A 23944-nucleotide genomic window follows, 5' to 3' on the forward strand; every position below is an offset into this window, starting at 1 on the left:
TTTCATCGAGTATAGCACTGCTGAAGACCGTAACGCTACTAGTTTGCTTAGAAGCGTTCATTCCTAAACATTACACTAAATACTTGCTCCTATAACATAAGATAATCCCACTGAAATAACAAGCGAAATAAATCCGACTGCCCGATTATCATTAGCGATCTCCGTGTCGATTTTGTACGTCGGTGTCAGGAATTCGAAGATAAAATAGCCGATCAGCAGCATAACAAAACCAATGGAGCTCCACATGATACTCTGGAGGATACCATCATTATGTTCATAGGAGAAGCGAAGCACGTTCGCTATTCCGAACATCTTACCGCCTGTTGCCATCGCAACAGACAAATTTCCCCTGCGGATTTCTTCCCAGTTCTTATAGGAAGTCACCAGCTCAAAAATAGCCATAAACACGATGATACTCAGTACCGCTACGCTATAACGCGCGGCTGTCAGGACAATCGTATTTTCCCAAAATGACTCCATAACCCCGTACTCCCCGCTGTTTACTGAAATTCAAGCACGGTTACACCGGTTCCGCCTTCATTCATACCGCCAGAACGGTAATTCTTCACTGCTCGGTGGCGTTTGGCTAATTCCTGCACGCCTGTACGCAGGGCACCCGTTCCTTTACCGTGTATGATCGATACGTGCGGATATCCAGCCAGCAGCGCATCATCTACATATTTCTCGACGCGGCGCAGTGCGTCCTCGTAGCGTTCCCCGCGTAAATCCAGTTCTGTGCTCACATGATAGGCGGAGCCTTTAACTGTTGCAACCGGCTTTTCTTTTAATACGTCCTGTCTCTTTACGAACTCGATGTCTTTTCGTTTCGCTTTTATTTTCATTATTCCAATCTGAAGCATATATTCTTTGTCACTGACCTTCTCGACAACTGTTCCTTTTTGTCCCAAAGTTAAAAGAAGCACTTCATCTCCAGGCATGAGCTGCTTGTTTTCCTTCGTTTGCGGCGCTGCTTTGGAGCCTTTTTTCGCAAGCTCCGGTGAAGCATCTTCCAGTCGTTTGCGGGCTTCGATGATTTCATGCTCTTTTACACTGGCTTGATTTTTCATTGTTCGAAGAGAAGCAACAATTTCTTCTGCTTCTTCTCTAGCCTGCTCGACAGCTTTGGCAGCCTTTTCTTCAGCCTTTTGGTATAAACGTTCACGCTTGCTATCGAATTCCTGCCACTGCTTCTCCAATTCGCGTTTCAGTGTTTCGGCTTCTTCAAGCTGTGCCCGAGCTGTTTCATAATCATGTTCTGCTTCTCTACGGGATGTTTCCAGAGATGCAATCATGTTTTCAACACTCTTCGAATCGGTTCCGATTAATTCCTTGGCACTATCAATGATGGATTCCTTTAAGCCAAGACGTCTGGAAATCTCGAATGCATTACTGCGGCCTGGTACACCGATCAGCAAGCGATATGTCGGTCTGAGTGTTTCGACATCAAACTCCACACTAGCATTTACGACGCGGTCGCGGTTATAGCCATATGCCTTCAGCTCAGGATAATGCGTCGTCGCAACAACAGTTGCACCGCGTTTTATCGTTTCATCGAGTATGCTCATGGCCAGTGCCGCACCTTCCTGCGGATCTGTTCCGGCACCAAGCTCATCAAATAGTACGAGCGATTCATGATCAACTTGCTTCAGAATATCTACAATGTTAACCATGTGCGAGCTAAATGTACTCAAGCTCTGTTCAATGGATTGTTCATCACCGATGTCTGCGAACACTTCCGTAAAGACTGCCATTTCACCGCCATCGAGCGCAGGCACCTGAAGACCTGACTGGGCCATAAGCGTGAACAAGCCGATAGTCTTGATTGTAACGGTTTTACCGCCGGTATTCGGACCAGTGATTACGATGGTAGAGTAATCTTCTCCAAGATCGATATCATTTGCTACTACCTGCTCTTGATCAATCAGCGGATGTCTTGCCTGCTTCAAATGAATAATACCTTTGTCATTCATTTTCGGCATAGAGCAACGCATAACTGTACCTAGCTTGGCACGTGCTGAAATGAAATCAATTTGACCAAGTATCTCGATATTTGCAAGCAAAATTGCTTCATCTTCCGCAACTCGCATACTTATTTCCTTCAGAATACGTTCAATCTCTGCTTTTTCCTGTGCTCTTGCTTCCTGAAGCTGGTTGTTTAAATCTACAACAGCCTGCGGTTCCATAAATAAAGTCTGACCAGAGGAAGACTGATCATGGACGATGCCGCCGATTGCCCCGCGGTATTCTTGTTTTACTGGCAGTACATAACGGTCATTCCGAATTGTTATGATGGAATCTGACAACATCTTGCTTTTAGACCTGGTATAGGAATCAAGTTTCTCCCGTACTCTGCTTTCGTTCGTACGGATGCGGGAACGGATACCGCGGAGTCGTTCTGAAGCTCCATCCATCACTCGACCATGATCATCAATTGCACTCTTAATATGACGCTCCAAATCACTCAATGATATAAGCTGATCAACAAGACTGCGGATGATCGGCATCTCCGGTTCTTCCAGCTCTTCGATGAAATGCTTCAAGTTTTTGCCGCCATAAATTGTGCTGGCAATATCAAGGCATTCATTGGCGTTTAGAATACCTCCGATAACTGCACGCTTGACGCTTGCATGAATGTCATAGATGCCGCCAAGCGGTATACCGCCACGAAGACGGATGACAGAAGCTGCTTCATCTGTTTCTGCCTGAAGCTGTTCTACTTCCTCCAGCTCTGTCGCTGGCTGTATTTTCATGGCTCTTTTTTTACCAAGTGATGATGCTGCTTGTTCACTTAGCTTCTGTATGATTTTATCGAATTCCAGTACTCGGAATATTCGTTTATTCATGTTTTCCCCCCACTTTTTAAGCTGTTAGCTGCGCTGAAAAAGCTCCATTAATTGTTGCTTAGACCATGTATTGATGACCGTCTCTGGTTTTAGCCAGCCTTTACGTGCCATCGCCACACCGACTTCCATGAATGATAGCGTTGCATAACTATGCGCATCTGTATTAACAGCAATCTTCACTCCAAGCTCTTGGGCTTTCTTCAAATATGTCCATGACAGATCCAGCCGGTTAGGGTTGGCATTCAGCTCGATGACGGTACCTGTCTCAGCAGCCTTTTCAAGGAGCCAGTCAGGATCGGCCGCATAGCCGGCTCTTCTTCCGATAAGGCGGCCGGTTGGATGAGCGATGACATTGACGTTTGGATGCTCAAGCGCCGCAGTCAGACGTTCTTTGATTTGATCAGCTGATTGCGAGAAGCTGGAATGAATTGCACCAATGACGTAATCCATTTCTTGCAGGAAGTCATCCTCAAAATCTAAACGAGCATCTGGCAGGATATCCATTTCCACACCAGCGAATATATGAAAGTCCGGATACAACGCATTGATGCGCTCTATTTCTTCGCGTTGTTTCCGTAGTCGTTTCTCATCCAGTCCATTGGCCACTTTAAGATACTTAGAGTGGTCCGTGATTGCTATATAAGAGTAGCCAAGCTCTATCGCCTGTTTGGCCATCTGCTCGATCGACTGGGCGCCATCACTCCAAGTTGAGTGCATATGCAAATCGCCTTGGATATCCGATAGCTGAACGAGCGGCATTTCCTGCTTGAAGCTCTCTAGTTCACCTTGCGCTTCTCTTACTTCAGGCGGAATGAAAGACAAACCAAAGTGTCCGAAAAATTCCTTTTCAGATTGGAAGGTTGTTAATTCCCCTGTCTCTACATTCTCAACACCATATTCACTAATACGCTCACCACGTTTTTTCGCCAGCTGACGCAAAGCTACATTATGATCAGCAGAACCTGTGAAATGGTGGAGCGTTGTTGCGAATGCTGCTGGTTCGATCAATCGGAAGTCTACGTTGATGTCATAGCCTTCTTCTAACGTGACAGACACTTTCGTATCGCCTTTAGCGATGACTTCTTTTAAGTTATCGATTGTAAGCAGCTGCTCTTGGACACTTTTTGGATCATTGGTTGCGATGATGAAATCCAAATCCTTCACTGTTTCCTGCATCCGCCGCAGACTTCCTGCACGGGCATACTGCTCAATATCGTCCAATGATTCCAGGAAGGACTCGATTCGTTCAGCCAAGGGCAGCATCATTGCGATTGGAATACGTTCTGGTCTAGATCCAACATTCGCAAGGCCATCGAGAATCTTTTCGGCAGATTTCTTACCGAAGCCGCTTAACGATGCGACTTTACCTGATTCGACTGCTTCTTTCAAGCTAGCTGCATCAATAACGCCTAGCTCCTGATACAGCTTGGCCAGCTTCTTCCCGCCTAGGCCAGGCAAATCAAGCAGAGGGACTAATCCTTCTGGCACTTCTTCCTGCAGCTGACGTAATGTATCAGACTGTTCGTCTTTGATGTATTCCTCGATAACTGCCGCCGTTCCCTTACCGATTCCGTTTAGCTTCGTAAAGTCCTCTATTTCATCTATGGATTGGTCATTTGCTTCCAGTGCCGCTGCAGCTTTCCGGTAAGCGGACACCTTAAATGTATTTTCCCCTTTTAGCTCAAGATAAATTGCAATTGTCTCAAGCAGTTTTACTACGTCCTTTTTATTGATAGCCATACCTCTCATCCTTTCAAAACAAGGTAGAAAACCCTTGCGCACGATGCCGCAAGGGTTAAGCATTTCATCCCATCAATTCTGTGGGTAATTTATTTGCAACGTGATTCAGCCATAGATCCTTGATCTCACCAGAAATATATGGTGTATGTTCCACGATCCATGCTGCGAGTATTGACCTGTCCAGCGCTTCCTGCACTGGTGTGATCGGCAGCAATACCGATAGATACAATATCACGAATACAAGCAGATAGATTTCAACAAATCCGAGAACGCCGCCGAGTAACTTATTAACTGAGCGCAAAATCGGCAAATCTGCTATGAAATCAAGCATGGATCCGATGATATGCAGGATGATTTTCGTCGCAAAGAACAAAATTGCGAACGCAATTGCATTGTAGAAAACCTGATCGAGCGGTACTGCTCCGAATATATCAGACCAGGCGCTATCGGAAGATATATCCGGATACGGAATCCAAAGTTCGAGCTTCGGTGCGAGCTGATCATAATATATAGCTGCTACAATGAATGATACGACAAAGCTTGCTAAATGAAACAGCTGCATGATGAAGCCACGCTTAAGGCCGACGAGTACGCCGAACAGGAGCATGGCGATAATAAGTAAATCAATCATTATCCTTTCTAGCCTCTTTCCTTGTAATAGAGCCTAGCAATTGTGCATACTCTTCTTTCAGTTTTAAATAATCATTAGTTGTATTCACAGCCGTCAATACGGCCAGTTTAGCGGTATCAAGATTCGGATTCGCTTGATGGATCTCCGACATCTTCTGGTCGACAAGGCTTGCCACCATCCGCATGCGATGGGCTGGCTCTTGTCCGACAATTGTATAGGACCGGTTATGTATCTCCACCGTAACACGTGTTTTATCAGATTGGGACACGTTATCTCCCCTCACTTCTCTTATAATACTAGTCTTTATAGTAACATGAAGGTGTCGATTTAGGAAACTATTCTGTATAGACAAACGGCATGCTATACTAATTGTCAGATTGGAGAGATGAACGTGGGACAAATTGTTTTGCAACTGCCGCTGGACACGATCCAGCAGATGAAAGTAAATTACAGCCGTACTGAGAAACCTGCCCCTCCTGGAGCTATCTTTTCAGCGAAGACACCGAGCTGTTCCATCACAGCATACAAATCCGGAAAAGTACTTTTCCAAGGTAAAGCGCCGGAAACAGAAGCAAATAAATGGGGAACTGCATCGGCTCCACCGAAAGGCCCAAAGCCAGGTGTCAAAGATCACAAACATCCTGCTCCTAAAGGACCTGCAGGCCTGAAACCAAGTGTTAATGATCACAGGTATGCCCCAGCTCCGACTTTATTTTCTTCTTCCCATATCGGCTCGGATGAAGCAGGGACTGGCGATTTCTTCGGCCCGATTACGGTGGCAAGTGTATATGTAGACAAAAGCCAGTTCGCCCTTTTGAAAGAACTCGGAGTCAAAGACTCTAAGCTTTTAAAGGATGATGCGATCCAGCGTATTGCCAAGGATCTAATGCACGTGGAGCTTCCATACTCCCTGCTCGTGATGCGTAACGAGAGATACAATCAGCTCCAGCAGCGTGGTTGGTCCCAAGGAAAGATGAAAACGATGATGCATCATCATGCCATCCAAAACCTGCTGGCTAAGATTGCACCAACGCAGCCAGAGGGAATTCTGATTGACCAGTTCCAGCTTCCATCAACGTATATCAAACACCTTGCTACAGAAGATGAAAGACTTCAGCAGAACGTGAGCTTTATGACAAAGGCAGAAAGCCATTCCCTTGCCGTTGCTGCCGCTTCGATCATTTCCCGGGCAAGCTTTGTAAGGGAGATGGATAAACTGTCCAAACAGGCAGGCTTCACGATTCCAAAAGGAGCAAGCGCTGCTGTCGATCAAGCAGCCGGTCGCCTTATCCGTACACATGGACGCCAAGCATTGCCTGTGTTTACAAAAATGCATTTCGCCAATAGCGCAAAAGCAGAGAAGTTTGTCTAACGGCCGTATCCGCGACGGCTGTTTGATTTCCTTGTCCGAACAAGCCTGCCCGCAGGCTGTTTACGGATCCATTTGATGTATTTAGACAGTTTCTCGTCCGTCCGCAAGGCTTCAATACTATGCAGCCTTGCCGCAAGCTCCTCATTCGTATATAAAGCATGAATTTGCTTATGGCATGGTATACAGATCATGGCTGTATCCAGAAATGTGCCACCCATTTCCTTCGGGATCAGATGATGCTCTGTCAAGGTGACCTCGTCCCTGCCACAGAGCTTGCATCTTCCTGATTGCTGCCTTGCCATTTCTTATCCCCTCGCTTATTACCAGTATAGACAGGATTTATGCCTTTTAACGTTATAATTCCCGATAATAGCGCAGCGACACTTGCGTTTCCTCATGTGTTTTAAATTTGCTTTAGTTATCGCTAATCTCATTGTTTTAACATTCATTTATTTCAACGCTTGTTGAAAATCCTCAATGAGTGATATATGCTCCTGGAACAACTCTTCAGGTAATGCTTTCAGCTTGAAAAAACTATTATCAGCAGACTCGCTATTGGATCTAATCAGTTCGCCAGTGAATTCTCGACATCTATATAAAACTTGTACCAGTGACACTTGATCACCATTGACAAAAGTCTTGTCAAATTCCGGTCCAGAGTATACTCGAAACAGCTGCAGTTCGCCAAGGCATAGACCAGTTTCTTCGAATACCTCACGTCTGGCTGTGTCCGGAGTGCTCTCTCCCATTTCCATAAAGCCCCCGGGCAATCCCCACTCATCTGTGTCTTTTCTTTTTTGCAATAATAGATCTCCTGCTTTGTTTTGAACGAAAGCTCCTGCAACCACCATGATTACTTTCTCGTTTCCTACTTTACTCCGTATGTAAGAGATATAATCCATTTTTTCTCCTCCTTCAAATGATAAAAAAAGGATAACAAAGCTCCACGAGCTTCGTTATCCTTCAACTTAACTTCTTAATTCTGCATCATGCTTCGCTTTCACATTTTCGATGATATTGTTATAAGATGCCTCTACTTCTTCATCTGTCAGGGTGCGTGTTGGATCCTGATAGAGCACTGTGTAGGCGATTGATTTCTTGCCTGCTTCCATGTGCTCACCTTGGTATACATCAAAGATCTGTACCTGCTGAACAAGATCTCCGCCTGCTTCTTGGATTGTACGCTGGATGTCACCTGCGTACGCAGCTTCATCCACAACTAGCGCGATATCTCTCGTAACAGAAGGATGACGCGGAATAGTACGGAAGCTTGGCACTTCCTCATATTGATCCATCAAATAAGCGATATCTAAATCAAACACATATGTTTCCTTAAGATCGAATGCTTTTTGAACTGTCGGATGAAGCTGACCGACTACGCCGACAACTTTGCCGTTAAGGGAAACAGTTGCTGTACGTCCTGGGTGGTAGCCATCGACTTGTGCCTGCTGGAATACAGGTTCAAGATCAAGCTGCGCAAAGATCCCCTCGACAATTCCTTTTGCTACATAAAAGTCGACAGGCTTCTTCTCTTGCTGCCATGGCTGTTCCATCCAAGCACCAGTCAACGCTCCGGCAAGACGCGCTGTTTCGGTCGGCTGCTCAGAAATTTGTTCCTCTTTGGAAAGGAAAACACGACCAAATTCGAAATAGCCCAAGTTTTCTTGTTTACGAGCGACGTTGTAGGAAAGTATATCCACAAGTTCTGGAATGATGCTAAGGCGCAAATGGCTGTGTTCTTCACTCATCGGCATTTTCAGTGCAACCGGATAAACTGTCTCTTCTTTCACATCAGGACTCACTAGCATCTCTGTGCGTGCTTTGCTTGTCAAGGAGTACGTGATCGTTTCCATCAGTCCTGCACCTTGTAGGTATTGCTTCAGCTGACGCTTCAAGTATTGCTTGGTAGTCAGTTTACCAGCGGATGCTTCTCCTTCAGGCAATGTGTAAGGGATATTATCATAGCCGTAAATACGGGCGATTTCTTCCAGCATATCTTCGAACAAGCTGATGTCTCCACGTCTTGTTGGTACGAAGACAGTGAACTGACTGTTATCTTTTTCAAATCCGAACTGTAATTTGGTCAGGATGCTCGCGATTTCTTCATCAGAAATTGTTGTACCTAGACGGTTATTCACACTTGCTGTATCAATCTTGACTTGCTTCTCTTCACGATCAAGCTCGTCGAATGCCACAATACCTTGTGCAATCTTGCCGCCAGCATACTCAGCTAGAAGACGCGCTGCATATGCTCCAGCTCGCTGCACACGATTCGGATCGATGCCTTTTTCATAGCGTGCACTCGCTTCACTGCGCAAGTTATGATGCTTGCTGGAGCGGCGGATGGCACGTGCCTCAAAATATGCTGCTTCCAGCAATACTGTTTTCGTATCATCGGAAACCTCTGAGTTAGCTCCGCCCATCACACCCGCAAGAGCAATTGGCTCATTACCGTTCGTAATGACAATTTCATCGCCTTTTAATGTGCGCTCCTGATCATCCAATGTTTGGATTTTCTCGCCCTGCTTAGCAGAACGCACGACGATTTCCTTCGTTGCAACTTTATCATAATCAAACGCGTGCAGTGGTTGTCCGTATACGAGCAGCACATAGTTCGTAATGTCAACAACGTTGTTGATTGGACGAATGCCTGCTGCCATCAAGTAATTGCGCATCCACAGCGGTGATGCACCAATTGTCACGTCTTCAATGACGAACCCGCCGTAATACGGGTTAAGCTCGCCATCTTCCACTTTTACTGATACAAGATCAGCTGCCTTGCTGTCACTTGTCTGATACGTTTCTTCGGGCTGCTTGACTTCTTTGCCAAGAATGGCTGCTACTTCATAAGCAACTCCAAGCATGCTCATTGCATCAGCACGGTTTGGCGTTAAACCAAGCTCTAAAATAACATCATCCAAGTTCAGCAATTCTGCTACTGGAGTACCAACTTCCGTATCTTCAGGGAAAACGAAAATACCATCTGTAACATCCTTCGGCACGAATTTTTCATCGATGCCCAGTTCTTGCAACGAGCAGACCATGCCATGCGATTCCACGCCGCGCAGTTTTGCTTTTTTGATTTTTACGCCGCCTGGAAGACGCGCTCCCGGCAGTGCCGCAGCAATCTTTTGTCCTTGGGCGATATTCGGTGCACCGCAGATAATTTGATATGTTTCTGTGCCAACATTGATTTGGCAAAGGTTCAATTTGTCTGCGTTCGGATGCTGTTCACAGCTCTCCACGTAGCCTACGACAACATTTGTGCTTTCTGGTGCTACGCGTTCGATACTTTCTACTTCAATTCCGGAGCGTGTGATTTTTTCTGCCAGCTCCTCCGGCGTAATATTATCTATGTCTACATATTGCTTAAGCCAATTCAAAGATACATACATCGTTTTTGCCTCCCGTTATGCCTTATGGTATTGCGATAGGAATCGTACATCATTTGTATAGAAGTGACGGATATCATCGACACCGTACTTGAGCATCGCAATCCGCTCAACACCCATACCAAATGCGAAGCCAGAATATTCTTCCGGATCATAGCCGCTCATACGAAGGACGTTGGAATGCACCATACCAGCCCCGAGGATTTCGATCCAGCCAGTATGCTTACATACGTTACAGCCTTTACCGTCACAAACCTTACATGTTACATCGACCTCAACAGATGGCTCTGTGAACGGAAAGAAGCTAGGACGCAGACGGATTTCACGGTCGGCTCCGAACAGTTTGCGAGAGAATTCAAGCAGAACGCCTTTTAAGTCACTCATGCGTACATTTTTATCGACTAGCAGACCCTCAATTTGGGTGAACTGATGCGAATGCGTTGCATCATCTGTATCACGGCGGTACACAATACCTGGGCAGATCATTTTGATCGCTTTATTGCCGTCGTATTCACGCATTGTACGAGCTTGAACCGGGGAAGTCTGCGTGCGCAAAAGCAGGTGATCTGTAACATAAAAGCTGTCCTGCATATCACGTGCAGGGTGGTCCTGCGGCAAGTTCAGTGCTTCAAAGTTGAAATAATCTGTTTCCACTTCTGGACCTTCTTTAATTTCAAATCCCATGCCGAGGAAAAGATCTTCCACTTCTTCAATGATACTAGTCAAAAGATGCGGGCCGCCTGCTTTAACGGGGCGTCCTGGCAATGTGACATCGATTGCCTCTTGTTGCAGCTGTTCATTAAGTGCTGCTTCTTCCAGCAAATTCTTTTTATTATCTAGAGCAGTCGCTATTGCCTCACGGACTTTGTTTGCCAATTCACCGATAACCGGACGTTCTTCAGGAGAAAGTTTTCCCATGCCGCGAAGTACTTCAGTGATTGGACCTTTTTTCCCTAAATAAGCGACGCGCACATCCTGCAAACTCTGCAGATTGTCTGCTAACTGTACTTTCTCGATGGCTTCTGCTTGTAATGCTTCGAGCTTTTCTCTCATGCTTTTGCCTCCTATGATTTTTGAGCATAAAAAAAGCCCCTCCCTCCGAAAAGGGACGAGCTTTCATTCGCGGTACCACCCTTGTTGGTATACATGTATACCCAACTTGAAGCTTGATAACGGATTTAGCAATCCGGATACACCTTTACTTGTCATCGACAAGGTCCCGGTGCCTGCTCCAGAGTGAAGGTTCATCCGCTGCCGCAACCGGCATGCTCTCAGTCTATAGGCATGCCTTCCTGTTGTTACGATCCGCAGGGATTACTGACTCTTTCCACGCATCTCAATATTAATCTTGTTTCATTATAGAAAATCCCGGGACTTCTTGCAACCCGCTTTTACCTATTTACCGTGTGATACAGCAAAATACCCGTAGCAATACTCACATTCAGTGATTCTGCTTTCCCGAAAATAGGGATCTTTACAGCCATATCACTCTGGGCGATCAGCCGTTTGTCGATTCCTGCTCCTTCATTGCCAACGAGCAGTGCTGTTTTTTTCGGTGCAGTCAAATCTCGATAATCGACAGCACCTTCTAATGCTGCTGCCCATACGGTATACCCGCTATCTTGCAGTTCCGGCAATAGAAGCTCCAAATCGGCAGTTAAAACAGGTAAATGGAAGATAGAGCCTTGTGTCGCGCGGATAACCTTGTCATTATACCGATCAGCCGAGCCTTCTCCCAAGTAGACAGCGTCAAATCCGGCTGCATCCGCTGTACGAATGATTGTTCCTAAATTACCTGGATCCTGGACAGCATCCAGCATAAGGATACGATTGTGACGCTTTAGCTTCTTGTCCTGCATCTGTACAACCGCTGCAATTCCTTGCGGTGTTTCCGTTTCAGTGATTGCTTTGAAAACATGGTCAGATACAAGTATCGGCTCCAATTCCGACGCCCATTCCGGATGTTCCGTTTCATCGCGCAATATGAGCTGGTCAATCGTCCAGCCAGCTTTAATCGCTTCTTCTACAAGATGGAATCCTTCTACCAGGAAGGTATTTGATTTTGTCCGTTCCTTTTTTCGTTTCAATTTCTGCCACTGTTTCACTTGGGCATTTTGAGTTGATGTGATCAACGCACGTTCACTTCCTCTTTCTTGACATATCCTCTATCATACATAGTTTTACGAACAGCGGTCAAACTATAAAAAAGAAAAGAGGTGCTCATGCATGGATTTAGATATCCGCCGTGCCATCTTGGCCAACATCAAGGACAATAATGAAGAACAGCTGCAAGCCACTATTACAGATTCCATCGATGGTAGAGAAGTTCTTCTGCCTGGATTGGGAGTTCTATTCGAACTAATCTGGAAAAACGCCAGCGACCAAGATAAGCAGGAAATGGTTGATACACTAGCTAAGGGCGTCCAAACACAAGGATAAAACACCGCTGAAATAGGTCTTGTACCCCTGGTTCTTTTGAGCTACAATGGGACTAACAATATGTGACAGGAGATATGTTTTTTGGATACATCTTATCTACTTTCCACACTTAGTCCGACGATACTCGCTACTTATCAGCAACGGGCAGCCTTTTCAGCGACCACCAGTTCCAGTCAGTCTTTCAGCAATCTGCTCCAGCAAACGATGAACACCGGTTCTTCGGTTAGACTCAACCCTTATGTAACGCTTAGTTCCATGACACAAACTCAAAGCGTTCCTTCGGTTCAGTCTGTTACAGATAGTACTCCCAAGAGTTCTGGTAATAAGACGATTGATGGTATCATCTCTGATGCTGCTTCTAGATATGGAGTCGACGAAAAGCTCATCCGTTCTGTTATTCAGATGGAATCAAACTTTGATCCATTAGCTGAAAGTGGTGTAGGTGCACAAGGTCTTATGCAGCTTATGCCAGCTACAGCAGCTGGACTCGGCGTGACGAACAGCTTCGATCCGGAGCAGAATGTTATGGCAGGTACGAAATATTTGAAACAGATGCTGGACCGCTACAAAGGCAACACCAGCCTAGCTTTGGCAGCATACAACGCTGGCCCGGGCAATGTCGATAAATATAACGGCATCCCGCCATTCAATGAAACGACGAATTATGTCCAAAAGATAATGGGCAGCTACCTAGCATAAAAAACCAGCTTCCGCTTGGAAGCTGGTTTTTTTATTTAGCTATAAGTAATTTTCTCGACTGTTTCTTTGTCCAATTTCTGAATAACTGCAGTCAATAGTTTTACTGTATTATCATAATCATCTTCATGCAGCATAGCCGCATGTGTATGGATATAGCGCGTAGGAATTCCGATTGTCAACGCAGGTACACCATCGCCCGTCAGATGAATGCTGCCCGCATCTGTCGCTCCGCCTTTGATCGTATCGTACTGATAAGGAATATTCAGTTCCTCTGCTGTTTCTATTACAAGATCACGCAAGCCTTTATGGGCGATATGCGCAGCATCATATAAAACAATCTGGGGTCCAGCACCTAGCTTACCTGTTGCTTCTCTGTCGCTAATGCCAGGTGTGTCACCTGCGATACCTGTATCGACTGCAAATGCTATATCTGGCCCAATTTTATTGGCAGAAGTAGTTGCACCCCGTCTTCTTACTTCTTCCTGGACAGTACCAACACCATAAACTGTTGCTTCTTTGTCGGTATCATGCAAGTTCTTCAAAATATCGATTGCTACTGCACAGCCAATGCGATTATCCCACGCTTTCGCCAGAAGCAGTTTTTCGTTCTTCATTTTCGTGAATTCGAAATAAGGTACAACCGAATCACCTGGACGTACGCCGAATTCTTCCGCTTCATCCTTGCTGCTTGCACCTATATCGATGAACATCTCTTCGATAGAAGCAGGTTTTTTTCTTTTCTCAAGTGATAATAGATGCGGTGGCTTGGAACCGATAATGCCGACAAGCTCACCCTTCCTTGTATGGACAGTCACACGCTGCGCCAGCATGACTTGACTCCACCAGCCGCCGAGTGTCTGGAAATACAGATAGCCATTCGCATCGATGCGTGTCACCATAAAGCCGATTTCATCAAGATGACCGGCAACCATCACTTTCGGCCCATCTGTCTTACTGCCTTTTTGGATGGCAATCAAACTACCGAGATTATCAGTCGTTATCTCATCAGCAAACGGAGAGATATACTCGCGCATTACCTTGCGGACACCTGCTTCATCTCCCGAAACACCTGGTGCATCAGTCAAACTTTTCAGCATGTTTAATTTGTCATTCATTATGTATTCCTCCTCCTTTTAATAGCCTTCGTCCTGTCTTGTATGATTCACTTCGTTTTTCTGCTGATAGGCCTTTAGAATCGAGGCTTCATTGAAGCCAAGCTGCTGACCTAGCTGAAGGAAGTTTTGGAAAAGCGTAACATACGTTTCCTGTACTGGTTCGCTATAAAAAGCACCGATGCTGCGGTACAGTGCCAAAAATGAATCGGTTTGATCGATTCCGTTATCTGTTAGCGGACTGGACGTATATGTAAGACCTTTATCAAGTCCGACTGACAGAATGAAATGCAGGCCATCCACATATTCCTCTAGTATGATACTTTGTTCGCTCGGGCCTTTTCTGCTCCAGAATTTGAAACAACGGGTCTCATTAGCCAATTCACCGATTTCGACCTGAAGCGCTAGTATTTTTTTACGGAAAAGATCGTCACGATTAACTGATTCGAGATTATCTTCGATGTAGCTATCCAGCTCGCGCTGTTTATTGAATAAATATTCGTAATCCATATATAAGACTCCTTCTTGCGTTATTCCTATGTAGTGAGGGTATAGTAAAACGGATGAAACTTCTTCTTTAGCGTAATCGTATCTATACAAAAAGTAAAGGAGGCCTGCTCGCTATGAAGATTCTTTTTCTCCTGTTGCTTGCAGGTGCAGCGATTCTTTTGTTCTACACCGTCATGAAAGCAAGGAAGAACCAAGCCTTTGATCCATCACACCTCGATGCAGAGGAAGTAGAATATCGCGAACAGTACGATCACTACTTTTCATTAAGCTATCGCGGGTATCGGATGATTGGTAAGAAGTATTTGCAGCCAAGGGAAGACAGATTTGAAGTGACCAAAGTTGTTATGAATGCTGTACAGCCGGATCGATTATCCGGATTTTCCCGAAATGATTTATATAAGATGGAAGAATGCATTCTAAGCCATTTCCCTTATGCTTCTATTGAATGGAAGCATCCGATAAAAGAGCTCGTCCTCACAGAAATATGATAAAGCACTGGAGCTTATAGAAGCGCCAGTGTTTTATGCACTTTCTTTAAAAAATTCTTCCCATTTAATCGTAAATTCCTTTTTTCTCATCAGATAAATACAGACCAGCAGGACTACTAAGACACCTGCTATCGCCGCTGGCGGCAAATAGCGCAGCCATGTGCCAGCAAAAGAATAGGCAGCAGCGAGCGGGATACTCGATAGAATCGAGGCCTTCCCATATGATCTCCAACTGCGGTTATTTTCCATCAAGCAGACGCTTAAGATGTGGAAGTGTATAAAAGGTACTAGCCGCATTAAGGCGACTTGCCCCGTTGTAAAGCTCGTGTGCCTGCCAATCAGCTTTTGTTTCAGCATGAGAATCCTGTTTGCTGATCGAGGAAAACGCTGGGCGATACCATAGAACAGCATACTGGATGCGGTAATACCAATAATGGATAAAATCGTACCAGCTACAGCACCGAACAGGATTCCTCCCGAAATACATAGGAAAACGACAGGCAGAAATAAAGCTGGCCGAAGCAGGTACAGGAGGACGAACAAAAGCGGTGCAAACAATCCCCCTGTTGCGACGACCGTCAACATACTCACGCCAACCTGGTCCATTGCTGCTCACTCCCTCTTAGATGTCTCTAATATATATGACAGGAGACGAGCCTTTATGACAAGCACGCAGCATTTATCTTACAGTAATTAAAGAATTAGCAGGACATGCATGACGACAAGGCATGGAAAGCCGATAACAAACGCGGTATGCTTCGTTTTATGTCGGAATGCCTGCATCCCGAGCCAACCGCCCAGTGCGCCGCCAATGATTGCTGTAATCCACAGCCTTCGTTCACTTATACGCCACGCCTGCTCCTTTGCTCTTTGTTTATCTATCCCCATCCAGCTGAACAGCAGTATATTAACAACCAGCAGATACAGACTAATGACCAGCTCCATATTCCTACCCCTTTCTATACAAAAAGCCGCTATCAAAGGATAGCGGCTTTTTGGCTTATTTCAATGCGTCTTTTGCTTTAGTAGCAAGTTGCGCGAATGCTTTTTCGTCAGAGATTGCAAGCTCTGAAAGCATTTTACGGTTTACTTCGATACCAGCAAGTTTAAGACCGTGCATCAAACGGCTGTAAGAAAGTTCGTTCATACGTGCAGCAGCATTGATACGTGCGATCCAAAGTTTACGGAAGTCACGTTTTTTCTGTCTGCGGTCACGGTATGCATACTGACCGGATTTGATTACTTGTTGTTTTGCAGTTTTGAATAGTGCATGTTTCGCACCATAATAACCTTTAGCTAGCTTAAGAACGCGTTTACGACGCTTACGCGTTACTGTTCCACCTTTTACACGTGGCATAGTATTCCCTCCTATAGGACAAAAAAATCTTTAATTTTATTATTTAGGTAGCATTTGTTTGATACGTTTAAGATCACCAGCAGAAACAAGTGTATCTTTACGAAGCTTACGTTTCTGTTTAGTAGATTTATTAGCAGCCAAGTGGCTTGTGTAACCGTGGTTACGAACTACTTTTCCAGTACCTGTTTTCTTGAAACGTTTAGCGGACCCTTTGTGGGTTTTCATTTTTGGCATCGTATTTCCTCCTTATATCCTTCGGCTTACTGTTTCTCAGCTATAGGAGCAAGCATTAGGAACATGCTGCGGCCTTCCATTTTCGGTCTCATTTCAACCGTTGCAACATCCTTGCACTCTCCAGCTAGCTTTTCGAGAACTTCTTGGCCTAATTCTTTATGCGTAATGGCACGTCCGCGGAAACGAACAGAAGCCTTTACTTTATCGCCTTTTTCAAGAAACTTACGCGCGTTGCGAAGTTTCGTATGGAAGTCATGATCCTCGATACCCGGGCTCAAACGAACTTCTTTTACGTTGATTATTTTCTGGTTCTTACGCGCTTCTTTTTCTTTCTTTTGTTGCTCGAAGCGGAATTTACCATAATCCATAATCCGGCACACGGGTGGTTTTGCGTTTGCTGCCACAAGCACCAAATCAAGATTTCTTGTTTGTGCGATTTCTAATGCTTCTTGACGGGATTTTACGCCAAGCTGGTCACCGTTTGAATCAATGAGTCGAACCTCACGTGCGCGAATTTTCTCATTGATATTCGTATCTTTGCTAATAATCATCCACCTCCAGGATATTTTGGGAAACTTATGATCGGGGACAAGATATCCGCCGCTTATCAGTTAAACATGGTTGTAAAAAAGCATAAAAAAAATGCCGGTACGCATACGGCACCCACATTTGTCCTAGAACACTGTTTTCATACCTGCCAACTGCCAAGCGGCGTCAATCAGGTGAGAAGTGGGTACTTCTGCTTGTCTCAGATCACATATTTATTTCACTTTTACAATCTTATCATAGCTGATTAATGCTGTCAATCATATTGAAGCCCAGTAATCCTGCTCAATTAATGTAACACATTCTTCAGGTGCTGACAACCGTCATTTAAAATATTCCAGCTGAAACTTATTCCCCGACTGTTTCGTATGTAAACTATGAGGTGATAAACAGATGAGAAAAAAACTCAACATGCCGAAAACACGCGAAGAGAAAATCTGGGATATCATCGGGGTTGGCGGCTATCTTGCTACAGTAATCTTCTTAATCATAATCTGGAAGCAGCTCCCTGAACAAGTACCTCTCCACATGGACCTATCCGGTGAAGTGGATGACTGGGCGGCAAAGATAAGCATACTCGTTCTCCCCGCTATTAGTATCATTATGTTTATTCTCTTGCACATATTGGAAAAGTTTCCTCACGTGTACAATTATCCGAAGCGATTGAATGACAAAAACGCGGCTGCTTTCTACCGTGTTAATCGAAAGATGCTGAATAAGTTAAAGAACCTTATTATTCTGGTCTTTTGCTTCATTGAATTGGAATTTAGTATGATTGCTCTAGGCTGGATTAATGATGGTAACGCCTGGACATTGATAATCATATTGCTCGCTGTTTTTCATCCTATTGTGGAGGGTTTAATGAAGCAGCGTAAAATAAAATAATCTGTTTCTGACATGTCGGGAAGTGTCTTGGCCAAATAAAAAGCCATCCCCTGTAATCATAGCAGTCTTGAAAAACATAAATCCTTTTCCTTTATGCCTATTTAGTCTCTTCATCTATCTTAGCAGACAAAAAAATCCTTCCACCACTTTAGTGATGGAAGGATTTTTTATGTTATTTACGCAATACCCGCTTCGCTACTTCTTCTTTAATTTCTGCAACGAAAGCTTTCAGATCTTTTGTTTCGGATTGTTTTTCTCCGTAACGGCGGATGTTTACAGCTTGGTCGCTCACTTCCTGATCCCCTACAACAATCTGGAACGGAATCTTCTGTACTTGTGCTTCACGGATCTTATAGCCGATCTTCTCTTCGCGCTCGTCCACTTGTACACGAATACCTTCCATACGAAGTGTATCTTCCACTTGGCGTGCATAATCCATATGTGCTTCAGGAGAAACTGGAATGATTTTCGCTTGAACTGGTGCAAGCCATGTTGGGAAGGCACCTTTGTATTCTTCGATCAAGAAGGCAACGAAACGTTCCATTGTCGATACTACACCACGGTGGATAACGACTGGACGATGTTCTTTACCATCTTCGCCAATGTAAGTCAGATCAAAGCGTTCTGGCAAGTGGAAGTCCAATTGAACAGTGGACAATGTCTCATCTTTACCAAGAGCAGTTTTCACCTGAACGTCTAGCTTCGGACCGTAGAATGCTGCTTCGCCTTCTGCCTCTACATAATCAAGTTCAAGATCTTCCATTGTTTCTTTCAGCATCGCTTGCGCTTTGTCCCACATCGCATCGTTGTCGACATATTTTTCTTTATCTTCAGGATCACGGTAAGAAAGACGGAAGGAATAGTCATCGATACCAAAGTCTTTGTACACAGCTTGCACAAGCTGGACAACACGGATGAACTCATCTTTCAATTGATCTGGACGTGCAAAGATATGTGCATCATTCAATGTCATCGCGCGAACCCGCTGCAAGCCTGCAAGGGCACCAGACATTTCATGACGGTGCATCGTACCAAGCTCTGCAATACGGATAGGCAGGCTGCGGTAGCTATGCAATTCATTTTTGTACACCATCATATGGTGCGGGCAGTTCATCGGACGAAGCACAAGGTCTTCATTGTCCATTTCCATCGGCGGGAACATATCATCTTTATAATGATCCCAGTGTCCACTAGTTTTATAAAGGTCTACACTGCCCAGTACTGGAGTATAAACATGATCATAGCCAAGTCTTTCTTCCAAGTCGACGATGTAGCGTTCGATTGTACGACGGATAGTTGCACCTTTTGGTAGCCAAAGCGGCAGACCTTGTCCGACCTTCTGGGAAACTGTGAACAATTCCAGCTCTTTTCCTAGTTTGCGGTGGTCACGCTCTTTTGCTTCCTCAAGCATTTTCAAGTGGTGATCTAGCTCGCCTTTTTTCTCGAAAGCAGTACCATAAATACGCTGAAGCATTTGGTTTTTGCTATCACCTCTCCAGTAAGCGCCAGAAATGCTAAGCAGCTTGAACACTTTAATTTTGCCTGTAGATGGTACGTGGATACCGCGGCAAAGGTCGAAGAATTCGCCTTGCTCATAAATTGTTACATCTTGCTCTTCCGGTATCGCATCAATCAATTCCAATTTCAACTTATCGCCAATTTCAGAGAACATCGCTTTTGCTTCATCCCGGCTGACAACCTTACGGACAATCGGAAGGTTGGCATCAACGATACGCTGCATTTCTTTTTCGATCTTTGGAAGATCCTCCGGTGTGATAGAAGCCTCTAGATCCATATCATAAAAGAAGCCATTCTCAATTACCGGACCTACTCCGAACTGTACGTTGCCATATAGGCGTTTTACTGCTTGTGCAAGCAAATGCGCAGCAGAGTGACGCATGATTTCTACGCCTTGTTCCTGCTTAAGTGTGACTATTTCGATTGCACCGCCATTTGGAAGTGGTGTGCGCAGATCATATGCAACGCCGTCAACATTAACTGCGATAGCCTGCTTCTTCAAACCTGATGAAATGGATCCAGCGATATCCTCGCCAGTTGTTCCAGCAGGAAACTCTTTTTTTGCTCCATCTGGGAAAATGATTTCTAATACATCTGCCATTGTTCTTTCCTCCTAAAATATAAAAAGCCCGTCCCTTTGCACAAAGTTTGTGCAAAGGGACGAGCGTTTGTCTCGTGGTTCCACCCTAATTCCCGGTAAATATACCGGCTCAAGAATCAGTAACGTCGATTAAACGCTGCCGGTTTTCTTTCGTCCCCCGACAGAGCTGTAAAAGGTGGTAACAGCAAAGCGTATGCAGGAAGCTCCCAGCCTAGGCTCCCCTCTCTTACATGCAAACGGATTTCACTATCATGTCCTTTATTGTCGCTTCTTCATATAAAGTAAGTATAAGCGCTGATTCAGGAAAATGCAAGGACATGCTAATAACGGGAGAAAGGAAATTGATGTAAGGGAAGGTATGTGGCTCTTTCCTGAAAAACATTAATGACAGTCAGTGTCTTCGGTTCAGATGGGTAGTCACCATACAAATATATCTGCCGTGGCGACATAGCAATCAAAGGCGTCAGATTTTTTTCCTGTTTCCCTATACCAGCTAAAAAGAGCGGTTCTTCATCAGCAAGCGAAGTAATTTCCTCAGCAGAATAGCACGTTCCATCTTCTTTGTAAAAGGAGAAGTCACGCCCTTGTATAACATGGATTTCGTCAGTTCCTATCGGCTTTTTACCAACGTATTCTCGCAGAGATTCTACATAAAGCTGATATTCTTCTTCACGCTTGTACTCATCTATCGCATGACCGACTACATCCATCAATGCTTCTCTGTATGCAGTGCTGCGAAATTGGATGACGGCGTCGTAGAAAATCCTGATGTGCTTGGCAGCAATCTCTTGAAAAATCTGTGTGATTTGCTGACGGGGCAAACTCGGTTCTTTTTCTTCTTCATACATATCTCCGACGAGAATCGTATGTGTCAATTCTGCTATACGCTTTATCGCTTCCTCGTCCTTATAATAATAGACTTCTTTCACAATTTGCTCGATCCATTCTGTCTCTCGGTGATGAAGAAATGTTTCTACTAAGGCGATTGCAATCCGCCGGTGATAGCCATCATGAATCGTCGCTTCATAGCCCCAGCGGTCATCTTCATCTACATACACCTGTTTCGTTCCATCCAGTAGAGCCAGGCACGAACAGAATGTATCCATCTCTTTTTTTGATTTGATAAACACTTTACGCAATATCAACCACCCTCGCCACTATCAACTGTTACATTATATGGGCGGAGAATGGAAATATGAGCCTAAAAAAAGACAAGCCGGTTTTCGGCTTGCCTTTTCACTTAATCATTTCTTCTATTTTTTCCGAACAACGGCACCTCGTTGGCAACACGCTTAATACGCTCCATGATCCTGCCTGCTTTCACTCGTTCCACATCACCGCGATTGGTAGTGGCAATCTGCTGCTCCAGCTGGGCAATCGAATAGTTAGATGTAAAGAAGACCGGCAGCCTTTCCATCATACGATAATGTAAGATGGAACCCAGTATCTCATCTCTGAACCAAGCCGATTGGGATTCGGCGCCCATATCGTCGAGCATGAGTACTGGTGTCTTCTTGAACAGCTCCACTTTTTCATTGACCGAGTCATCTTTCATAGAAGCTTTCATTTCTCTTACAAACTCCGGCATATAGATAAGCATGCTGGATATATTTCTCTCGGCTAAATAGTTAGCAATGGCACCGAGGAAATACGTTTTACCTACGCCGAACGGTCCATAGAAATACAGCCCTTTTTCTGGGATGGTATCTCCTGTCTGCTGCAGGAACTGCAATGTCTTCAAAATAGCTTGCTGGCGTTCTGCATCGCCATGATCAAGCATTTCTGTCGACGCCTCCAGTATATCCTTCGGCATGTACAGGCTGTTGATTCGTGATTCCTGTTTCTCACGTTCTTCCTGCTGAAGTCGGGTATGGCATTTATCATATGCAAGACGAATGACATTACCTTCTACCTCAATAGTTGGAGTATAGCCATTAAGGATATTCCGGCATTCTCCAAGTGATGGACAATCGTGGCATTGCTTTGATTGTGTTGTATATTCGAATAAGCGCATCATATTCCGCTGGATATCCTGTTCCGTCAGCTGCGGATTTGCTTCCAAGACCGCTTTGACTTCTGGATCCTGCCTTACTTGCTGCTGCATGCGCTCAAAGTTCTCTTTAAAATTACTGTTTTCCTGCATCCATTTCCGCAAGGATGCTTGAATAGGTTCCATACGTGCCCCCCCTTCCTGCTATCAGTCAAACATGCCGCTTATTTTCATTGAACTGTTTAAGTAATTCCGCTACATCCGCATCAGGCACAGCTGCAGTACTTGGAGCTTCCACTTTGCCTTTTTGATCAAACCATTCCGGGACAACCTCCGCACGGCCTGAAGTTTTTCTTCTTGCTGCGGACTGGTTCGTGCTGTTTGCTGCGTTCCACGGCTGGTTGCTGCTTTTAGCAAGCTCCATTGCTTCTCTTACTGTACTTATCTTTTTCCGAGCCCAATGCGCTGCAATCTTCTCCATATATGCTTTCGACAGCTTCATATCGGATTTGAGAAGCACATAATAGACTAGCACGTTCATAATGCCAGGTGCCATGCCTTGCTCCGACATAACGTCACGGATGACTTTCAAGTCGGAAGCTGCTGCTGTCCCGTTCCCTGATATATCCTCTAAAAGCTGTTTAGGTGATATTGTCTCCAGGATCTGGATAAGCTGCTCTTGCTTAGTAGTAGCCTGTTTGTCCGTTTCCTGTTTGGATTCCTTTTGGACAAGCTCCATAACCTTCGTATCGGCAGTTTTTGGGCGTGCTAGAAACAAGTCGTGGCAGGCAGATTTGAATTCTGCCGGATTCAGCTCATGTTCATCGGAGACAGCCCAAAGCAGTGCTTTATCTAGTTCTGGCGAAGTGAGGCTGTACAAAACTGCCATCGACTCAAGCAATTTTTGGTTTCGAGGTGTAAGAATCGCTTCCGGATCGAGCATCCGCTGCTTCAATGATTGACGCAGCCAGTCGAAATCGACCACTTCGGTTTCAATGGAAGGTCCTCTCTTTACATCTGCAACCGACCTAGTTGCTGTCTTTCTCGGCTGAACAGCATGCTTTGTCAAATTCTCCGTTGAAAAGACAGCTTCAAACGATGCTGTAACTTCCTCCATCGTTTCAGGCAAATCCTCCTCTTTAATAAAGAGATCTTTCATCTGCTTGAATCTGCTTTCGCCTAATTGGTGATACAGCAGCTGGGAGAGCATGTCATCTTGGAAGAATGCATCTGGTGAAAAAGGTGCATACAAATCGTATGTGTACACATTCTGTTCCCCAAGATTTTGATACGTCCTGATGAGTCCTATTGCTTCCAGCTGTAGTCTTGCTTCATACAATTGATCCATCGGCATGTCCAGCAGCGTCATAAGCATATGATGTGTCTGCGGTTCACATGTGCCATGATGCAGGAAATAATCATTAACCAGCGTCTGATATAAAGTTACTGCTTGTATGCCGAGCAACGGCTGATACAGATGCGTCAGCGCTGCCGAATATGCTTCCGGAAGCACTGCTTTCATTCGGAGCTGGTAACCATCAGCTGGCAGAAGTTTCCCGATATGCTGACTGTTCATACTATCTGTCC

At 44.9% G+C, this 23944-nt stretch carries 26 protein-coding genes and 1 other annotated feature; of the genes, 5 read left to right on the forward strand and 21 right to left on the reverse strand.

What is annotated here, in order from left to right:
- Nucleotides 1-75 precede the first annotated feature (75 nt).
- From CHH58_RS06770 to zapA, 5 genes are all read right to left on the reverse strand, one after another.
- On the reverse strand, nt 76-480 hold the full coding sequence (locus CHH58_RS06770; RefSeq protein WP_038562084.1) for a DUF350 domain-containing protein: 405 nt from the start codon (nt 478-480) through the stop codon (nt 76-78).
- Between the two features lie 20 nt (nt 481-500).
- The gene (locus CHH58_RS06775) at nt 501-2843 is read right to left on the reverse strand and encodes an endonuclease MutS2 (protein WP_095226639.1); all 2343 of its coding nucleotides are present in this window, start codon (nt 2841-2843) and stop codon (nt 501-503) included.
- A 24-nt stretch (nt 2844-2867) separates the two neighbouring features.
- Complete coding sequence (gene polX / locus CHH58_RS06780) at nt 2868-4583, reverse strand: DNA polymerase/3'-5' exonuclease PolX (protein ID WP_095226638.1); 1716 nt, start codon at nt 4581-4583, stop codon at nt 2868-2870.
- 64 nt (nt 4584-4647) lie between these two features.
- Nucleotides 4648-5214 (reverse strand): CvpA family protein, encoded by a 567-nt coding sequence (locus CHH58_RS06785; RefSeq protein WP_095222221.1) that lies wholly within the window; start codon nt 5212-5214, stop codon nt 4648-4650.
- Complete coding sequence (zapA, locus tag CHH58_RS06790; RefSeq protein ID WP_038562093.1) at nt 5207-5482, reverse strand: cell division protein ZapA; 276 nt, start codon at nt 5480-5482, stop codon at nt 5207-5209. The genes CHH58_RS06785 and zapA overlap by 8 nt, the downstream gene beginning before the upstream one ends.
- 117 nt (nt 5483-5599) lie before the next feature.
- On the opposite strand from zapA, the gene rnhC reads away from it, so the two are divergent.
- Nucleotides 5600-6586, forward strand: a complete 987-nt coding sequence (gene rnhC, locus CHH58_RS06795; RefSeq protein ID WP_306452912.1) for a ribonuclease HIII — start codon at nt 5600-5602, stop codon at nt 6584-6586.
- Here the strand turns inward: rnhC and CHH58_RS06800 are convergent.
- The 5 genes from CHH58_RS06800 to CHH58_RS06820 all read right to left on the reverse strand — a co-directional run bounded on the left by CHH58_RS06800 (nt 6583) and on the right by CHH58_RS06820 (nt 12110).
- Nucleotides 6583-6888 carry a hypothetical protein gene (locus CHH58_RS06800; RefSeq protein ID WP_095232966.1) on the reverse strand — a complete coding sequence of 102 codons (306 nt, stop codon included), beginning with the start codon at nt 6886-6888 and terminating at the stop codon, nt 6583-6585. The genes rnhC and CHH58_RS06800 overlap by 4 nt on opposite strands.
- 147 nt (nt 6889-7035) lie before the next feature.
- Nucleotides 7036-7488 (reverse strand): NUDIX hydrolase, encoded by a 453-nt coding sequence (locus tag CHH58_RS06805; RefSeq protein ID WP_095262239.1) that lies wholly within the window; start codon nt 7486-7488, stop codon nt 7036-7038.
- Nucleotides 7489-7554: 66 nt separating this feature from the next.
- Nucleotides 7555-9981 (reverse strand): phenylalanine--tRNA ligase subunit beta, encoded by a 2427-nt coding sequence (pheT, locus tag CHH58_RS06810; RefSeq protein ID WP_095262240.1) that lies wholly within the window; start codon nt 9979-9981, stop codon nt 7555-7557.
- Nucleotides 9982-9996: 15 nt separating this feature from the next.
- Nucleotides 9997-11031 (reverse strand): phenylalanine--tRNA ligase subunit alpha, encoded by a 1035-nt coding sequence (pheS, locus tag CHH58_RS06815; protein WP_095262241.1) that lies wholly within the window; start codon nt 11029-11031, stop codon nt 9997-9999.
- A 338-nt stretch (nt 11032-11369) separates the two neighbouring features.
- Complete coding sequence (locus tag CHH58_RS06820; RefSeq protein ID WP_095226633.1) at nt 11370-12110, reverse strand: TrmH family RNA methyltransferase; 741 nt, start codon at nt 12108-12110, stop codon at nt 11370-11372.
- 94 nt (nt 12111-12204) lie between these two features.
- Between CHH58_RS06820 and sspI the strand changes: the two genes are divergently transcribed.
- Together sspI and CHH58_RS06830 are read left to right on the forward strand one after the other, a co-directional pair.
- Nucleotides 12205-12417, forward strand: a complete 213-nt coding sequence (gene sspI, locus CHH58_RS06825) for a small acid-soluble spore protein SspI (RefSeq protein ID WP_038562113.1) — start codon at nt 12205-12207, stop codon at nt 12415-12417.
- A gap of 81 nt (nt 12418-12498) precedes the next feature.
- On the forward strand, nt 12499-13116 hold the full coding sequence (locus tag CHH58_RS06830) for a lytic transglycosylase domain-containing protein (RefSeq protein WP_283162799.1): 618 nt from the start codon (nt 12499-12501) through the stop codon (nt 13114-13116).
- Nucleotides 13117-13151: 35 nt separating this feature from the next.
- Here the strand turns inward: CHH58_RS06830 and CHH58_RS06835 are convergent, their stop codons facing one another.
- Both CHH58_RS06835 and CHH58_RS06840 read right to left on the reverse strand, forming a co-directional pair.
- A complete protein-coding gene (locus CHH58_RS06835) occupies nt 13152-14231 on the reverse strand; it encodes a M42 family metallopeptidase (RefSeq protein WP_095226632.1) in 1080 nt (359 codons plus the stop codon).
- 18 nt (nt 14232-14249) lie between these two features.
- Nucleotides 14250-14738 (reverse strand): dUTP diphosphatase, encoded by a 489-nt coding sequence (locus CHH58_RS06840; RefSeq protein WP_095232970.1) that lies wholly within the window; start codon nt 14736-14738, stop codon nt 14250-14252.
- A 113-nt stretch (nt 14739-14851) separates the two neighbouring features.
- Between CHH58_RS06840 and CHH58_RS06845 the strand changes: the two genes are divergently transcribed.
- A complete protein-coding gene (locus CHH58_RS06845; RefSeq protein WP_095226630.1) occupies nt 14852-15226 on the forward strand; it encodes a hypothetical protein in 375 nt (124 codons plus the stop codon).
- Nucleotides 15227-15259: 33 nt separating this feature from the next.
- Here CHH58_RS06845 and CHH58_RS06850 read toward each other — a convergent pair whose 3' ends face one another.
- The 5 genes from CHH58_RS06850 to infC form a co-directional block, all read right to left on the reverse strand.
- Nucleotides 15260-15832 (reverse strand): TVP38/TMEM64 family protein, encoded by a 573-nt coding sequence (locus CHH58_RS06850; protein WP_095220176.1) that lies wholly within the window; start codon nt 15830-15832, stop codon nt 15260-15262.
- An 87-nt stretch (nt 15833-15919) separates the two neighbouring features.
- Nucleotides 15920-16171 carry a DUF1294 domain-containing protein gene (locus tag CHH58_RS06855; protein ID WP_095262242.1) on the reverse strand — a complete coding sequence of 84 codons (252 nt, stop codon included), beginning with the start codon at nt 16169-16171 and terminating at the stop codon, nt 15920-15922.
- Nucleotides 16172-16226: 55 nt separating this feature from the next.
- A complete protein-coding gene (gene rplT, locus CHH58_RS06860; protein WP_095226628.1) occupies nt 16227-16583 on the reverse strand; it encodes a 50S ribosomal protein L20 in 357 nt (118 codons plus the stop codon).
- A gap of 39 nt (nt 16584-16622) precedes the next feature.
- On the reverse strand, nt 16623-16817 hold the full coding sequence (gene rpmI / locus CHH58_RS06865; protein WP_095226627.1) for a 50S ribosomal protein L35: 195 nt from the start codon (nt 16815-16817) through the stop codon (nt 16623-16625).
- 26 nt (nt 16818-16843) lie between these two features.
- Nucleotides 16844-17368, reverse strand: coding sequence for a translation initiation factor IF-3 (gene infC, locus CHH58_RS06870; protein WP_095226626.1), 525 nt, complete (start codon nt 17366-17368; stop codon nt 16844-16846).
- Nucleotides 17369-17447: 79 nt separating this feature from the next.
- Nucleotides 17448-17568: a sequence feature (ribosomal protein L20 leader region), on the reverse strand.
- Nucleotides 17569-17756: 188 nt separating this feature from the next.
- On the opposite strand from infC, the gene CHH58_RS06875 reads away from it, so the two are divergent.
- On the forward strand, nt 17757-18248 hold the full coding sequence (locus tag CHH58_RS06875) for a DUF1648 domain-containing protein (RefSeq protein WP_095262243.1): 492 nt from the start codon (nt 17757-17759) through the stop codon (nt 18246-18248).
- Nucleotides 18249-18420: 172 nt separating this feature from the next.
- Here CHH58_RS06875 and thrS read toward each other — a convergent pair whose 3' ends face one another.
- The 4 genes from thrS to CHH58_RS06895 form a co-directional block, all read right to left on the reverse strand.
- Nucleotides 18421-20367 (reverse strand): threonine--tRNA ligase, encoded by a 1947-nt coding sequence (gene thrS / locus CHH58_RS06880; protein WP_095226624.1) that lies wholly within the window; start codon nt 20365-20367, stop codon nt 18421-18423.
- 320 nt (nt 20368-20687) lie between these two features.
- Nucleotides 20688-21497, reverse strand: coding sequence for a sporulation protein YtxC (gene ytxC / locus CHH58_RS06885; RefSeq protein WP_249275059.1), 810 nt, complete (start codon nt 21495-21497; stop codon nt 20688-20690).
- A 110-nt stretch (nt 21498-21607) separates the two neighbouring features.
- Nucleotides 21608-22543, reverse strand: coding sequence for a primosomal protein DnaI (gene dnaI, locus CHH58_RS06890; RefSeq protein ID WP_095226622.1), 936 nt, complete (start codon nt 22541-22543; stop codon nt 21608-21610).
- Nucleotides 22544-22568: 25 nt separating this feature from the next.
- Nucleotides 22569-23933, reverse strand: coding sequence for a replication initiation and membrane attachment family protein (locus tag CHH58_RS06895; protein WP_095226621.1), 1365 nt, complete (start codon nt 23931-23933; stop codon nt 22569-22571).
- Nucleotides 23934-23944: the final 11 nt, after the last annotated feature.

Source organism: Terribacillus saccharophilus (assembly GCF_002272745.1).
Lineage (GTDB): Bacteria > Bacillota > Bacilli > Bacillales > Amphibacillaceae > Terribacillus > Terribacillus saccharophilus_B.

Bases quoted from the DNA above. Each gene is read 5' to 3' on its own strand.
- pheT (WP_095262240.1), bottom strand. From the start codon at position 9,981: ATGTATGTATCTTTGAATTGGCTTAAGCAATATGTAGACATAGATAAT.
- dnaI (WP_095226622.1), bottom strand. From the start codon at position 22,543: ATGGAACCTATTCAAGCATCCTTGCGGAAATGGATGCAGGAAAACAGT.
- CHH58_RS06875 (WP_095262243.1), top strand. From the start codon at position 17,757: ATGAGAAAAAAACTCAACATGCCGAAAACACGCGAAGAGAAAATCTGG.
- CHH58_RS06775 (WP_095226639.1), bottom strand. From the start codon at position 2,843: ATGAATAAACGAATATTCCGAGTACTGGAATTCGATAAAATCATACAG.
- rpmI (WP_095226627.1), bottom strand. From the start codon at position 16,817: ATGCCAAAAATGAAAACCCACAAAGGGTCCGCTAAACGTTTCAAGAAA.
- CHH58_RS06805 (WP_095262239.1), bottom strand. From the start codon at position 7,488: ATGGATTATATCTCTTACATACGGAGTAAAGTAGGAAACGAGAAAGTA.
- CHH58_RS06845 (WP_095226630.1), top strand. From the start codon at position 14,852: ATGAAGATTCTTTTTCTCCTGTTGCTTGCAGGTGCAGCGATTCTTTTG.
- sspI (WP_038562113.1), top strand. From the start codon at position 12,205: ATGGATTTAGATATCCGCCGTGCCATCTTGGCCAACATCAAGGACAAT.
- thrS (WP_095226624.1), bottom strand. From the start codon at position 20,367: ATGGCAGATGTATTAGAAATCATTTTCCCAGATGGAGCAAAAAAAGAG.
- CHH58_RS06785 (WP_095222221.1), bottom strand. From the start codon at position 5,214: ATGATTGATTTACTTATTATCGCCATGCTCCTGTTCGGCGTACTCGTC.
- CHH58_RS06850 (WP_095220176.1), bottom strand. From the start codon at position 15,832: ATGGACCAGGTTGGCGTGAGTATGTTGACGGTCGTCGCAACAGGGGGA.
- CHH58_RS06770 (WP_038562084.1), bottom strand. From the start codon at position 480: ATGGAGTCATTTTGGGAAAATACGATTGTCCTGACAGCCGCGCGTTAT.
- polX (WP_095226638.1), bottom strand. From the start codon at position 4,583: ATGGCTATCAATAAAAAGGACGTAGTAAAACTGCTTGAGACAATTGCA.
- CHH58_RS06840 (WP_095232970.1), bottom strand. From the start codon at position 14,738: ATGGATTACGAATATTTATTCAATAAACAGCGCGAGCTGGATAGCTAC.
- infC (WP_095226626.1), bottom strand. From the start codon at position 17,368: ATGATTATTAGCAAAGATACGAATATCAATGAGAAAATTCGCGCACGT.
- CHH58_RS06855 (WP_095262242.1), bottom strand. From the start codon at position 16,171: ATGGAGCTGGTCATTAGTCTGTATCTGCTGGTTGTTAATATACTGCTG.
- CHH58_RS06800 (WP_095232966.1), bottom strand. From the start codon at position 6,888: ATGGCAAGGCAGCAATCAGGAAGATGCAAGCTCTGTGGCAGGGACGAG.
- CHH58_RS06895 (WP_095226621.1), bottom strand. From the start codon at position 23,933: ATGAACAGTCAGCATATCGGGAAACTTCTGCCAGCTGATGGTTACCAG.
- pheS (WP_095262241.1), bottom strand. From the start codon at position 11,031: ATGAGAGAAAAGCTCGAAGCATTACAAGCAGAAGCCATCGAGAAAGTA.
- rplT (WP_095226628.1), bottom strand. From the start codon at position 16,583: ATGCCACGTGTAAAAGGTGGAACAGTAACGCGTAAGCGTCGTAAACGC.
- CHH58_RS06835 (WP_095226632.1), bottom strand. From the start codon at position 14,231: ATGAATGACAAATTAAACATGCTGAAAAGTTTGACTGATGCACCAGGT.
- rnhC (WP_306452912.1), top strand. From the start codon at position 5,600: ATGAACGTGGGACAAATTGTTTTGCAACTGCCGCTGGACACGATCCAG.